At 47.4% G+C, this 13,070-nt stretch carries 14 protein-coding genes; 8 read left to right on the forward strand and 6 right to left on the reverse strand.

The window, feature by feature from the left end; all coding sequences use genetic code 11:
* Positions 1-103: 103 nt before the first annotated feature.
* Together glnL and glnG are read left to right on the forward strand one after the other, a co-directional pair.
* Positions 104-1,177 (forward strand): nitrogen regulation protein NR(II), encoded by a 1,074-nt coding sequence (gene glnL, locus H5647_RS01865; RefSeq protein ID WP_121495344.1) that lies wholly within the window; start codon positions 104-106, stop codon positions 1,175-1,177.
* Entirely contained in the window at positions 1,170-2,585 is a 1,416-nt protein-coding gene (gene glnG / locus H5647_RS01870) for a nitrogen regulation protein NR(I) (protein ID WP_045855871.1), read from the forward strand. The genes glnL and glnG overlap by 8 nt, the downstream gene beginning before the upstream one ends.
* Positions 2,586-2,632: 47 nt before the next feature.
* Here the strand turns inward: glnG and H5647_RS22285 are convergent, their stop codons facing one another.
* The 5 genes from H5647_RS22285 to gpmA all read right to left on the reverse strand — a co-directional run bounded on the left by H5647_RS22285 (position 2,633) and on the right by gpmA (position 6,221).
* Positions 2,633-2,767 (reverse strand): hypothetical protein, encoded by a 135-nt coding sequence (locus tag H5647_RS22285; RefSeq protein ID WP_268871335.1) that lies wholly within the window; start codon positions 2,765-2,767, stop codon positions 2,633-2,635.
* Positions 2,768-2,844: 77 nt separating this feature from the next.
* Complete coding sequence (locus H5647_RS01875; RefSeq protein WP_045855873.1) at positions 2,845-4,200, reverse strand: sensor histidine kinase; 1,356 nt, start codon at positions 4,198-4,200, stop codon at positions 2,845-2,847.
* Between the two features lie 161 nt (positions 4,201-4,361).
* Positions 4,362-4,868: a protein-export chaperone SecB gene (gene secB, locus H5647_RS01880; RefSeq protein ID WP_045855875.1), complete on the reverse strand. Its 507-nt coding sequence runs from the start codon at positions 4,866-4,868 to the stop codon at positions 4,362-4,364.
* A gap of 62 nt (positions 4,869-4,930) precedes the next feature.
* Entirely contained in the window at positions 4,931-5,332 is a 402-nt protein-coding gene (locus H5647_RS01885) for a rhodanese-like domain-containing protein (RefSeq protein WP_045855877.1), read from the reverse strand.
* A 142-nt stretch (positions 5,333-5,474) separates the two neighbouring features.
* Positions 5,475-6,221, reverse strand: coding sequence for a 2,3-diphosphoglycerate-dependent phosphoglycerate mutase (gpmA, locus tag H5647_RS01890; RefSeq protein WP_045860979.1), 747 nt, complete (start codon positions 6,219-6,221; stop codon positions 5,475-5,477).
* A 213-nt stretch (positions 6,222-6,434) separates the two neighbouring features.
* On the opposite strand from gpmA, the gene H5647_RS01895 reads away from it, so the two are divergent.
* The 4 genes from H5647_RS01895 (at position 6,435) to H5647_RS01910 (ending at position 10,371) form a co-directional block, all read left to right on the forward strand.
* Complete coding sequence (locus tag H5647_RS01895) at positions 6,435-7,547, forward strand: murein hydrolase activator EnvC family protein (protein ID WP_121495345.1); 1,113 nt, start codon at positions 6,435-6,437, stop codon at positions 7,545-7,547.
* Between the two features lie 65 nt (positions 7,548-7,612).
* Entirely contained in the window at positions 7,613-8,935 is a 1,323-nt protein-coding gene (locus H5647_RS01900) for a S41 family peptidase (RefSeq protein ID WP_045855881.1), read from the forward strand.
* A gap of 12 nt (positions 8,936-8,947) precedes the next feature.
* Positions 8,948-9,841 carry a divergent polysaccharide deacetylase family protein gene (locus H5647_RS01905; RefSeq protein WP_052691817.1) on the forward strand — a complete coding sequence of 298 codons (894 nt, stop codon included), beginning with the start codon at positions 8,948-8,950 and terminating at the stop codon, positions 9,839-9,841.
* Positions 9,842-10,149: 308 nt separating this feature from the next.
* Positions 10,150-10,371: a DUF6316 family protein gene (locus H5647_RS01910; RefSeq protein ID WP_045855883.1), complete on the forward strand. Its 222-nt coding sequence runs from the start codon at positions 10,150-10,152 to the stop codon at positions 10,369-10,371.
* A 65-nt stretch (positions 10,372-10,436) separates the two neighbouring features.
* On the opposite strand, the gene H5647_RS01915 is transcribed toward H5647_RS01910, so the two are convergent.
* Positions 10,437-10,886 (reverse strand): Spy/CpxP family protein refolding chaperone, encoded by a 450-nt coding sequence (locus H5647_RS01915; RefSeq protein WP_045855885.1) that lies wholly within the window; start codon positions 10,884-10,886, stop codon positions 10,437-10,439.
* A gap of 122 nt (positions 10,887-11,008) precedes the next feature.
* Here H5647_RS01915 and H5647_RS01920 point away from each other — a divergent pair, with 122 nt between their 5' ends.
* Both H5647_RS01920 and H5647_RS01925 read left to right on the forward strand, forming a co-directional pair.
* Positions 11,009-11,707, forward strand: coding sequence for a response regulator transcription factor (locus H5647_RS01920; RefSeq protein ID WP_045855888.1), 699 nt, complete (start codon positions 11,009-11,011; stop codon positions 11,705-11,707).
* A 6-nt stretch (positions 11,708-11,713) separates the two neighbouring features.
* Positions 11,714-13,069 (forward strand): sensor histidine kinase, encoded by a 1,356-nt coding sequence (locus H5647_RS01925; RefSeq protein WP_052691818.1) that lies wholly within the window; start codon positions 11,714-11,716, stop codon positions 13,067-13,069.
* Position 13,070: the final 1 nt, after the last annotated feature.

Below are 13,070 nucleotides of genomic sequence, written 5' to 3' on the forward strand. Positions count from 1 at the left end.
GCTAAGAATCTTAGAGAAAACGGTTTACAACGATTCTGGTTTGGTTATTGCATTGAGCTATTAAAAACGTCCGTCATCAGACGTAGCATTTTGGATAATTAATGTGACTCAGGATAAACAGCAGCAAATTCTCGACAGCTTGATGACAGCCGTAATAGTGTTGGATCAAGACCTGTGTATTGAATATATGAACGCCTCTGCCGAAATGACGCTAAGCGTAAGCTCAGGCAAAGTGCACGGCAACCCCATTCACTCCCTTTTCTCCGCAGCCGATGGCACACCGCAATCACTCGCTCAAGCACTTAAAGAAAACCGCAACTTCACCAAGCGAAAAGCGAACTGGAAGCTGCACAATCAGCAAACCCTCACTGTAGATTACTCTGTAACGCCAAGCGCTGAGTTTGGCGATGTGGTCATAGAGGTGCAACCACTGGATAGACTACTACGCATTAGTCGCGAAGAAGCAATGCTCTCATCACAAGAAACATCGCGTAATTTAGTGCGCAGCATGGCACACGAAATCAAAAACCCCCTCGGCGGTATTCGAGGAGCAGCTCAGCTACTTTCTCGGGAGCTTGTTGACGCCGGCTTAGAAGAGTACACACGGATTATTATTGAAGAAACGGACCGGCTAAGAGACCTTGTAGATCGCATGCTGGGCCCACACACATCCAGTCAAAAAGAATCCCTCAATATTCATGAGGTGCTTGAGCATGTCATGTCAATGATTAGAGCCGAAGTCGGTGGACGCATAACACTCAAGCGAGATTACGACCCAAGCATTCCAGAAATATTTGCTGACCGCTCCCAAATGATTCAAACGGTGCTGAATATTGCGCGCAATGCAATGCAATCACTCACCGAAAACAAAGATAAACTAACAGAACACGCCAAAATTACCTTTGCGACACGCATTCAACGCCGTTATACCATTGGGCGAGAATACCACCCGCTTGTTGCCAAAATTTCAATTATCGATAATGGCTTAGGTATAGCGCCAGAACTCATTGAAGACATCTTTTTCCCCATGATTACAGGCAGAGCCGAAGGCACTGGGCTTGGCCTTGCTATCGCACAAAACTTAGTCAGCCAACATAACGGCTTGGTGGAGTGTAACAGCGACAAAAACCAAACAGAATTCACCATCTACTTACCCCTGGATAATAACCATGCATAAACCAAATTTGGTTTGGATAATTGACGATGACCGCTCCATTCGCTGGGTACTTGAAAAAGCCCTGCAACAATCCGGTATTGCCACACAGAGCTTTGAAAACGGGGATAAAGCTCTCAGCCAAATTCAAAACACAAAGCCTGACGCCATCATTAGTGACGTGCGTATGCCGGGCACAGACGGCTTAACGTTGCTCTCCAACCTGCACAAAGAACACCCCGCTCTCCCCATCATTATAATGACCGCTCACTCAGATTTAGAAAGTGCAGTCTCGGCATACCAAGGTGGGGCGTTCGAATACTTGCCTAAACCTTTCGACGTTGACGAAGCGGTAGCCGTAACCCAGCGCGCGCTGGCCCACGCGATTGAACAGCAACAAGAAACCCAAGCGCTTGAACCTGAGCTCGATACCGAAATTATCGGCGAAGCACCGGCTATGCAGGAAGTGTTTCGTGCAATTGGCCGGCTCTCCCAGTCCAATATCACCGTACTCATTAACGGTGAGTCTGGTACGGGTAAAGAACTTGTGGCTAGAGCGTTACATCGCCACAGCCCTCGTAAAGAAGGTCAGTTTATTGCCCTAAACATGGCTGCTATTCCGCGCGACTTAATTGAATCCGAATTATTTGGTCACGAAAAAGGCGCCTTTACCGGTGCCGGAGCACAACGCCAAGGTCGCTTTCAGCAAGCCGACGGCGGTACTTTATTTTTAGATGAAATCGGCGATATGCCAGCGGAAACTCAAACGCGATTATTGCGTGTATTAGCCGATGGTGAGTTTTACCGTGTCGGTGGCCACACGGCCATTAAAGTCGATGTGCGTATTATCGCCGCCACTCATCAAAACCTAGAAACACTGGTTGAAGAGAATCGATTCCGCGAAGACTTATTTCATCGCCTGAACGTTATTCGAATTCATCTACCCAAAATGGCCAACCGCCGCGAAGACTTACCAAAACTCGCCCAACATTTTTTACGCCGAGCAGCAATCGAGCTCGATGTAGAGCCTAAAATTCTTACCTCTGAAACAGAAGCCTATCTCGCTACTTTAAGCTGGCCAGGCAATGTTCGACAGCTCGAAAATACCTGTCGCTGGATTACCGTAATGGCGTCGGGCCGCGAGGTTCATATACAGGATCTTCCACCCGAATTAATGGAAGTAAAACGGGCCGAAACACCGAGTGGTGATTGGGATAAAGCCTTGCGTCATTGGGCTGATCAAGCATTGGCTTGCGGACAAAAAGACATTCTTTCTGAAGCAGTGCCTACCTTTGAAAAAGCGCTTATTGAAACCGCGTTAAAACACACGGCGGGCCGAAAGCGTGATGCCGCTAATCTGTTAGGCTGGGGACGTAACACCTTAACACGCAAACTCAAAGAGCTCGGCATGTCCGGAAGTGATGAAGAGTAAGCCATTAGGCCTATACGCCGTAATGCCACTTAAAAGCGGGCTCCCTTTTACAGGATGCCCGTTAGGGTTTTTTCTGCGCAATGACAGGCTGCTGCGTTTTCCTTCTCAAGCAATTCCGCTTTAGCGCTTGCGGCAAATACAAGCACAATAGTAAACGCTATAAATACGCAGTAAATTTTCATACGACAGCGCCCTCGGCGTGAAAACGATGACACTAGGCTAACGTTTAGCCACTGAACCCAAAATGAACGACAACACGTTAAAGCGACGGATAATAATCCGATACAGAAGGTAGCAGCACGTGAACCTCCATTTCTTGGCCAGAAAGCGCCACTACGTTAATCGCGCCTTGATGAAGCTGGATCAAGCGTGCCGCTATAGCCAAGCTAACGCCACCTAAGGTGCCATCCACTTCGCCCGGCAAGTTAACAGAGCCCTCGGACTCCAACATACTACCAATGGACTCGGCTTTAACATCGGAATCAAACACATGGAAAATAACTGAGCCCCAAGCATCATTGTCGACACTGCAACCGCACTTTAGCAAAACCTTACTGGCACGAGTATGTCGAATAAAATAATCCAATATATTGTGAAATATTTGCGATATTTTTATAGGATCGCCAATCATCTGAAAAGGCTCTGCAGATACCAGAATAAATTCACGCTCATCAAATGCTTCCAACTCGCCGACACAGCTACTCAACTCAACTCGGACGGCATCAGAAAGCTCGCAAGGCTGCCAATTAAAGTTAAGATCTTTACTGTCTAACTGTGCCAATTCAATTAAACCATTCACAATTTTCAACAACGTTTTACCATTGCGGTAGATGCTATCCAACGCATTTTTATCGCGATCGCCCAATCCAATTTCACGGTGTAATAGTCGCCGAGAAAAGCCAATAATACTATTCAACGGGGTGCGCAACTGGTGACTAATATTGGCCAAAAAACGTGTTTTGGCCTGATTGGAATTATTGGCAACACTTTCCGCTCGCTGGCGGGTATCCACTTCTCGCTCAATTATCTCGATGTGGTGTGCAATTTCGGTTTCATAGTATTCAAATTGACGGGAGAACGCATGTAGCGTAAATGAGAGCATCGCAAACTGACCCATCACATGCGTATAATTTTGAACCCGGCGAAGAGGTTCAGGGGTTAGCACTTCATTCGCGAAACCCAAGATATTCAACACCAGCAAACCGACTAACACCGTAAATGCCGTAAGCGTCCAAATGACGAAAATTCGCTTCCCCCCAAGCAAAGCACTTAATCCAGGAATCAAAAGCAGCCAACCAATCACTACATTTTGCAAACCGCCAGACGTCGCCACCCCCACCACAACAGCAACCAAATAGCCGGCTAAAAAGCTATGGATAGCCCATTTAATATGGTGCTGGCGCAATAACAATATACTGATAGTAGTGAGGAGCAAGAGGAAGGAAAGGCTAGCAATACGGGGTAAAATCAACCATTCAATCGCACGAAGCAATAACAACACACCAAAAATAAGCGCAAAAATTTGCGCAAATTTCAACTGTCTTCTTACGTCACCTGAGCCCGTATCAAGTAAGCCCGGGCGCTCAGAATGGAGGTTTTTGTTTTCTAGCGACATTAAGGCGTTCCAAATTCCATTCGATAATATGCAACGGATTCCGTTTTAGTATGGTCGTGAAATTCATGATTGCACAGAAAACAGCCTCGATCGCTACAATAGCGCCCACAAAAAAGGGGCCAACTGGCCCCTTTTTTACGCTGTGTCATTACTCAACCAATTTACGCTTGGCCACTAGCTGACTCAGTTTCAGCCTTAGCCTTGGCTGCGGCTTGCGCAAACAACATATCAAAATTGATAGGAGGCAAATTCAACGGAGGGAAGCCGCCGCGATTTGCAAGGTTATCAATGGCTTCCCGTGCATACGGAAAAAGGATTTGCGGGCAAGCTGCCGTCATCAAATGCTGAAGATGCACGCCATCAACACCGCTTACTTCAAATATACCGGCTTGGTGAACTTCAGCCAAAAAGGCGATTTTTTCTTCATCCATTTTCACAGTAATGGTCAATTTAAGCACAACTTCGAAATGAGTGTCGTCCAGTCTATCAATTTGAGTATTCAAATCTTGACTGACTTTTGGCTGCCACTGAGTTGTGAAAACTTTTGCGCCCTGAGGAGACTCAAACGAGAGGTCTTTGACGTATACGCGATTGATTGCAAACTGCGGGGTACCGGCTTGCCCTTCGCTAGCAGCCGCTTGTTCTGAATTCTGGTTTTCTTCTGCCATGCTCGTGCCTTTTGTATGACTATGATTAATGCTTCACAAATGTGGGGCTAGATTGCCGTAATTCAACCCTTTACCACAGGGAGGTTTTGGGCTTGCCACTCACCAATACCACCTTGCAGTCGATTTACGGTAAAACCTTTATCTCTCAAGGTTTTGCCTGCAGCGCCAGCATGTTGTCCCATTTTATCAACGACAACGAGCGTTTTAGCACGATGCTTTTCTAGTTCGGAGGCTCTATCGGCCAATTTGGCAAAAGGAATATTAATGGCATCCACAATATGCCCCGCCTTAAATTCCTTCGCATCACGCACATCCACGATAATGCCGTTACCCGCATTAATCAAACGAGTCATTTCGTGATGAGATAATGACTGGCCACCTTTACGACCCTCTACAACTATCAATCCGGCTAGTAATACTGATAGAGCCGACACCAACACCCACTGTTCTGCTAGAAATACCATGAAATTCACAAATACCAACCCTTGCGCTACTGATCCAGTTTATAGGCCGCGAGTATACACGATAGATACAGACGAAACAGGCGCAGGTGGCTGTTCGCCCGCTGCGCCTGTAGTCGATCAAACCCGTTAAAACTTAAGGTTATTACTTAGATTGCCCTTGCTTAGCAACGGCATCCATAGCAGCGTTAATTGCATCAGCATCGCCCAAATAGGCTTTTTTAATAGGCTTCAAATTTTCATCTAGCTCATAAACCAAGGGAACACCCGTAGGAATATTCAATTCCAACACTTCCTCGTCCGTCATACCATCAAGGTATTTAACCAATGCTCGCAAGCTGTTGCCGTGCGCACCTATGATGACGCGCTTGCCACCCAGAATGGAAGGCCGAATAACATCGTGCCAATAAGGTAGCACTCGGTCGATGGTGAGCTTCAAGCTTTCAGCTTTAGGCAGAATACGAGTGTCTATACCGCGATAACGAGGATCGTGAGCAGGGAAGTGTTCACTATCTTCATCAACCTCTGGTGGCGGCACATCAAAGCTTCGACGCCAGATTTTCACTTGCTCATCGCCATGCTTGGCAGCAGTTTCGGCTTTATCCATACCCGTTAGCGCACCGTAGTGTCGCTCATTCAAGCGCCAGTGACGCTCAGTGGGTAGCCACATTTGCCCCATTTCTTCCAATACGAGAGAAAGCGTACGCATTGCGCGCGTAAGAACTGAAGAATACGCCAGGTCGAATTCGAAACCCGCGTCCTTCAGTAGACGACCGCCCGTTTTAGCTTGTTCAACACCTGCTTCAGTAAGATCAACATCGTGCCAACCGGTAAAACGGTTTTCTAGGTTCCACTGGCTTTCGCCGTGACGAATTAACACCAACTTGTACATAGTCCAGCCCTCAAAAAGATGAAATTTTTCGCGCGCAATCATCCTTGATTGCAGCCTTAAAATCCAGTTCGGGAGTAACGTTGCGTGCGATTAAGATCAAAAACAACCGTATCACGACAAATCAAGGCTCATCACCCGATAAATTGCGTTAAACTTGCCCCCATGAAAACCCTTCTCTCTTTCTTGCCCTTCAAGCCTCTCGGCTTCGTTTACATGCTTTTCTTCACAGGGCTAGCCACTGGTGTATACGCTGACGAAAATGCCGATAGGCAAAAGCTGGAGCAGGTTAAACGTTCCATCGCAGCACTCAAGGCAGAATTGGAAGCCACAAAAAGTAACCGAGACCAAATGCTGAAAACCTTGGAAGCGTCAGAATCGGCTATTGGCTCATTGAGCAAAAAGGCTGATGCATTAAAAGCTGAGCTACAAGAACAACAAAAAGGTTTAGATGAGCTACGCGATGAACGCACGCAGCTACTTAGAAAAAAAGCCTCGCAACAAGCCCATGTGGGGCAACATATCAATGCGGCCTATCGGCTAGGCCAACAGAGCAGCTTACGGCTTTTACTCAATCAACAAGATCCTGCCACCGTCGCGCGCAATTTGAAATACTACGATTACATGATTAACGCCCGCGCGAATCAAATACAGGACTTTAACAACACGATTGAACGTATTAACTTACTCGAACCCGAAATTGCCTTTAAAACCACAAAACTCGCCCAACATCATCGTCAACTAGAAACCCAGCAAGCGCATCTTGTATCGGCTCAAAAAAAAAGGCAGTCGACCCTCAACCGTTTGAACGCCTCTATTCATAGCAGCGATAGCGAACTTAAGCACATGCTTGCCGACCGTAGTCGACTCGAAGAAATCCTCAGTCAAGTGACCGCTTGGTTAGACGATATAAAAGTCCCCGCTACCGGCCAGTTTTCTAGTTTAAAAGGAACATTACCCTGGCCTACCGATGGCCAGGTTGTGAAACATTTTGGCGCTTCGCGCGTAACAAACAAAATTGCCTGGCAAGGTATGCTTATTCGCTCACACGAAGGTGCGCCGGTAGCAGCAATATCCCATGGCCGTATTATTTTTTCGGATTACCTTAGGGGGCACGGCCTATTGATCATTGTTGACCATGGCGACGGCTATATGAGCCTTTACGCACATAACCACGCACTGTTTAAAGAACTGGGCGAATGGGTTGACGCTGGCGATGTGATAGCCTCTGTTGGCAACAGCGGTGGCCAACAACAATCTGCCCTATACTTTGAATTACGTTATCGAGGCCAACCAACAAACCCTAAAAAATGGTTTCGTCCAGCCTAAAGCTTTACACTCTTTTAACATCACAACTAGTCAGATAGCCAAAGTACGTTTGCAGGAGATATTTAGTGCTACGCCAATGTCCATTTTTTGCCGCTGTGTTACTCAGCTTCATCACCTTGCCCATTTTCGCAGAACAAGCCACGCCCGACGAAACAGCGCCTATCGACGATACCATCAGTGTTTTACCGCTTGAAGATCTTCGCGTATTCACCAAAGCTTACGATCATATTCGTAATGCCTATATCGACGAAATTGATGATCGCACCCTTCTTGAGTACGCCATTCGCGGTATGCTTGAGCAACTAGACCCTCATTCAGCGTTCTTAGATGAGTCGTCCTTCGACGATTTACAAGTGCACACTAAAGGAGAGTTTGGCGGCCTTGGTATTGAAGTGGGCATGGAAAATGGCTTTGTTAAAGTTATCTCACCTATTGACGATACCCCTGCAGCCAACGGTGGCGTTGAAGCCGGCGACCTCATTATTAAACTAGACAACCTCACCGTAAAAGGCTTAACCCTCAATCAAGCCGTCGACAAAATGCGCGGCGAAAGAGGTAGTGAAATCATTCTAACCATCGTGCGAGAAGGTGTAGATCAACCATTCAATATCACCTTAGAGCGCGACATTATCAAAGTTCGCAGTGTCCGCTCAGAAATTATTGAAGACGATTTCGGCTATATCCGCATTGCTCAGTTTCAGGCCAATACTGCCCTCGACCTTGAGGACGAATATCAAAAGCTCATTGAAGAAAACAGTAACCTACGCGGCCTGGTGCTCGACTTACGAAACAACCCCGGTGGCGTTCTGCAAGCCTCAGTAGGTGTGGCAGATTTATTTCTCGATAGCGGAATGGTGGTGTATACAGAAGGCCGACTGCCAGATTCCAATACTGAATATAAAGCAACACCCGGTGACGCGACTAACGGTACACCCTTAATCGTGCTCATTAACGACGGCTCAGCCTCCGCCTCCGAAATTGTCGCAGGCGCTTTACAAGATCACCGTCGCGCGCTCGTGTTAGGTACTCGTAGCTTTGGCAAAGGATCAGTACAAACGGTTATCCCCATTACCGATGACCGCGGCGTTAAAATTACAACCGCCCGCTACTACACCCCAAATGGGCGCTCCATACAAGCGCAAGGCATAGACCCCGATATCAAAGTTGAGCGCGTAAGGGTAACGGCGGTAAAACCCCGCATTGCAATTAAAGAGGCTGACTTGAGCGGCCATTTAAAAAATACTGATGGCGATGAAGTCAGCTCACTAGATGATCAGGTGGAAACGGAACTGCATAACGAAGACAGCCAACTCTACGAAGCGCTGAATATACTCAAAGGTCTCGATCTCTTTCGACGAGCGTCTACACCGGCTGCTGAAGAACACTAGTCAACAGCCGTTATGTTCACCCTCTCAATCCTCGTAAAACGATGGAGTGCGCTATTAGGCGCACTCCTTCTATTCTGCTACCAGCCGGCCACGAGCCAAGCGCCGCCCGCAATAGTACAATGCGCAACGCCAAAGGCAGACCCAGATCTCTGGCTCAGCCCACCTCCACTCGCTAGTACGCCCTTATTAGCCATCATTATTGACGATCTAGGCTACCAGCAAGACACCGCACCCTCCCTTTTCTCACTACACCCAGAAATCACACTGGCGATTATTCCCTTTACCCCCTATGGCACAGAACTGGCGTCCCTCGCTTTTTCGCACAAGTTTGAAGTGATGGTTCACGCCCCCATGGAAACGATAGAAGACCGCCCGTGGGAAACGGCACTACGCACTACTATGAACGAAGCAGAGCTTACCGCCTTAGGCCTCGCCATGATTAAAGCGGTGCCCAACGCTAAGGGATTAAACAACCACGGCGGCAGCTTGCTGACACAATATCAAGCCCCTATGGACTGGCTAATGGGCATACTGGCCACACAACAGCTGTATTTTATTGATAGCCGTACCACCGCCAAGACTGTCGCCAGTACCCGAGCGAGAATTGCCGGCATTACCCACGGCTCTCGCGATATATTCCTCGATAATGTCCGATCAGCCAAAGCCATCTCTCACCAACTAGAAAAGGCCGTTGAACGAGCACATAATCAAGGGTACGCCATTGCCATTGGCCACCCCTACCCCAAAACCCTCCACGTATTGGAAAAACAACTCCCAACACTAAAACAACGCGGCGTTAAGCTCATCAGAGTTTCCACCTTACTTTCCCATCTACACCCTTCTTTCGCTCGTTTACCACCAACCACTCAACATCACCCGCATACCGTTTATCCAAATGCCAACTGACGCCTAGATCTACATCACGCTAATTGTGTGATAGACTTCACGTTTTTACGGAAACCGAGCTGCGAAAAGGGCCAATCTGCCTATAATTTCGCCTAGAGTGTTGCGTGAATGGTTCGCGCCAATAACCATCACGTTTAACTGAACAACCTCTTTGCAGTAGGTTACGCCGCTAAGTGAGTGACCTCGCTGAATCGTCCTACACGACGGCGTGGCGTAGTACCCTCGGGTAACAACAACTTGACTCGCACCTTGTGCTTGTCATATTGCATTGATTTCATGGATAGAGATTAGTCATAGGAGACACCCAAATGAACAGAACAGGCGACACTAACACCCCCCCTAATCGCTCAAAGCGCTTTTTTGAGAAAGGAGAATACTGGTATTACAGCACACGTGAAGGTGTTGATATTGGGCCTTTCGATACCTTGCATGAAGCAGAAACCGGCGCCAGTGATTTTATAGATTTTATATTGCACGCGGAGCCAGAGGTCCTGCAGACCCTCGAGCGCTACGCTAGTAAAGCAGCTTAAAAAAAGGGAGGTATTAACCTCCCTTTTTTGTGTCTCGATGTTAGTAAGCTCTCACTAGCCTACTGTCACCAAGGCTGACGCCCGCCCTTTTTCATCGCCATCCTATCATTGTGGAACGCTTGCAACTCGGAGCGTTGCTCTTGCGTCAAAACCTCTTGAACTTTAGCGTGAAGCGCTGCGCGCTGTAATACCCGTTCGCGCGCGCGCTCAGCCGCCGATGTCGCCAGAGCCTCCACTTGTAGCTGATAATCTGCAGAGTCTGCGTCTAACTGGAATATTGCGCCTCTAATTGCCCCCCTAGCAGCAGGCCTGCTCATGGGGGCCATCTCAGACATCAAAGCCTCTAATTCAACTCTTTGCTCTGACGTAAGATCTACGACCCTTTCCAACATGAGCAGTGGTATTCCTCGTTCACCGTCTCGCCCACATTTGCCACCAAAAGGGGCTGCTACTGCTACCGAAAATGCAAAAGTCGCAAGAAGCGCCATTATCATTACCGAACTTGATGTTTTCATCGTTATCCCTCCTTCGTTAAGTTGTATACAGTTTGCGCCAAACGCCTGCAAAGTTGGGTTAAGGCAGTGTAAAGTTAGGTAAAGATAAAAAGTTTTAATCTCACAACGATTACAGTTAACGTATGGAAAACACGATACCAACAATACTTCTCGTCGATGACGACATTGAGCTGTGCAATTTACTTGCAGAGTACCTTTCTGGTGAGGGGTTCGAAGCCGTTACCTCTCACACAGGACAAGATGCCATTACGTGCATACAATCCAATCCGACTATTTCTGCCGTGGTATTAGACATTATGATGCCTGGTATGTCTGGGCTAGAGGTATTACGACAAATACGCCCGCAAAGTGATATCCCCATTATTATGCTAACAGGGAGAGGCGACGACATAGATAGAATCCTCGGTCTCGAAATGGGCGCAGATGACTACCTTGGGAAACCCTGCAACCCACGTGAGCTTGTTGCGCGTCTTCGCGCTATTTTACGCCGCACACACAATCAAATTAGCAACTCACCCGACCAGCCGCTTCAACTACACGGTATAACACTGCGCATCAGCGCGCTTAGCGTTCACGTGAACGATAATCAATTAAACCTTACCAGCGCCGAATTTAATACCTTGCAACTTTTATTACAGAAAGCAGGACACACGCTATCCAAACAACTCCTGACAGAAGCCGTATTACACCGAAAACTTGAACCTTACGACCGTAGCATAGACGTACACATTAGCCGGCTACGACAAAAACTCTCCGCAGAAGGGGTTGGCGATGTCATAAAATCTGTGCGCGGTATTGGCTACCAGATGGTCACGGAATAACGCACTATGATGTTATTTAACAGGATTTACTGGCGTATATTTTTTTCGTTTTGGATCGCCATTATCACCATCACATTTGCCACCGTTTATGTCGTCATCAACACGCTGCAAACTGCCGATTTTCTGCAGCGCCACCAAGAAACCGTCGCCGCTCTCGCCAAGGACATCATTGAGCGTTATGAAGCAGCGGGTGAAGCCCTTCCCTCGCCACTAGAGCCTCTCAAGATAAGACGTTTTGACCCATCACATTCGCCACTACGTCCGCTCAGAAACATGCCCCCACAGGAACGAGAAAGATTTCACTCACCGGGTTTCAACATTACTGGCCAAGACGGCACCACCATTTTTCAACATCGCTTTAACTTTCAAAAAAACGGGCCAATACTGCAGTTCGAGCTTAATAGCAGCACCGGTCGAACGTACCGAGTACAGACATTTAAACCTCCGTTACCGGCCTTTTTTAAAACGGCTATTAAGCGTTTTTTCTCGGTGCATCTAATATTGATTCTTATCGTATCGACACTGGTTAGCGCTTCGCTAAGCTGGAGTTTAACTCGCCCCTTAAAACTACTGGGGCAGTTCAGCCGAAGGTATGCAGAAGAAAATGACAAAACACCCATTGCAAAAAATTTGCTTGCGCGCGGCGATGAGATTGGTGATCTCGCAATCGATATGCATTTTATGACAGGAAAAATTGAAGCATCGCTTACTGCACAGCAACAGCTGCTTTACGATGTATCTCACGAATTGCGCGCTCCTCTGGCACGTTTACAAGCCAGCGCAGCCTTAATAGAGCAGACGCTCTCCTCCACTCAGCATACTGACCGTATTCATAGTGAGTGTGATCGTATCAACAATTTAATCCAACAAATTCTCGATTATTCACGATTAAACCGCGACACTGAAGCCCTAGTTTCTATCGAAATAGTCGCCTTTCTAAAAAACCTCATCGACACAATACAATTTGAATACACAAACCGACATTTCATTTTCACGCCATCCGTTGACACACTCACGGTAACGGCTCTACCCCGTGCACTTGCCAGCGCACTGGACAATATTTTACGCAACGCGTGCAAATACTCACCGAAAGAACGCCCCGTTGAGATTGAGGTAATACAAAAGTCGGATACACTCAGTATTATTATTCGCGATCATGGCGCTGGCGTTAACGATTATGAATTAGAAAAACTGCTGATGCCGTTCTACCGTTCTGGCAATAGAATGCATACGGAAGGGTTTGGTTTGGGGCTAAGTATTGCCAAACAGGCCATGGATAAACACCACGGCCAGCTAATACTCTCAAACCACGCGGAAGGTGGTTTGAGAGTAGAATGTAAGCTGCCAATTAAAACTAAGTAAC

Origin of the sequence: Teredinibacter purpureus, from assembly GCF_014217335.1 — a bacterium.
Lineage (GTDB): Bacteria > Pseudomonadota > Gammaproteobacteria > Pseudomonadales > Cellvibrionaceae > Teredinibacter > Teredinibacter purpureus.

Coding starts and splice junctions, on each gene's coding strand:
- H5647_RS01915 (WP_045855885.1), bottom strand. CDS start 10,886: ATGAAAACATCAAGTTCGGTAATGATAATGGCGCTTCTTGCGACTTTT.
- H5647_RS01905 (WP_052691817.1), top strand. CDS start 8,948: ATGTTCACCCTCTCAATCCTCGTAAAACGATGGAGTGCGCTATTAGGC.
- H5647_RS01920 (WP_045855888.1), top strand. CDS start 11,009: ATGGAAAACACGATACCAACAATACTTCTCGTCGATGACGACATTGAG.
- H5647_RS01910 (WP_045855883.1), top strand. CDS start 10,150: ATGAACAGAACAGGCGACACTAACACCCCCCCTAATCGCTCAAAGCGC.
- H5647_RS01885 (WP_045855877.1), bottom strand. CDS start 5,332: ATGGTATTTCTAGCAGAACAGTGGGTGTTGGTGTCGGCTCTATCAGTA.
- glnG (WP_045855871.1), top strand. CDS start 1,170: ATGCATAAACCAAATTTGGTTTGGATAATTGACGATGACCGCTCCATT.
- gpmA (WP_045860979.1), bottom strand. CDS start 6,221: ATGTACAAGTTGGTGTTAATTCGTCACGGCGAAAGCCAGTGGAACCTA.
- H5647_RS01875 (WP_045855873.1), bottom strand. CDS start 4,200: ATGTCGCTAGAAAACAAAAACCTCCATTCTGAGCGCCCGGGCTTACTT.
- H5647_RS01895 (WP_121495345.1), top strand. CDS start 6,435: ATGCTTTTCTTCACAGGGCTAGCCACTGGTGTATACGCTGACGAAAAT.
- H5647_RS01925 (WP_052691818.1), top strand. CDS start 11,714: ATGATGTTATTTAACAGGATTTACTGGCGTATATTTTTTTCGTTTTGG.
- H5647_RS22285 (WP_268871335.1), bottom strand. CDS start 2,767: ATGAAAATTTACTGCGTATTTATAGCGTTTACTATTGTGCTTGTATTT.
- secB (WP_045855875.1), bottom strand. CDS start 4,868: ATGGCAGAAGAAAACCAGAATTCAGAACAAGCGGCTGCTAGCGAAGGG.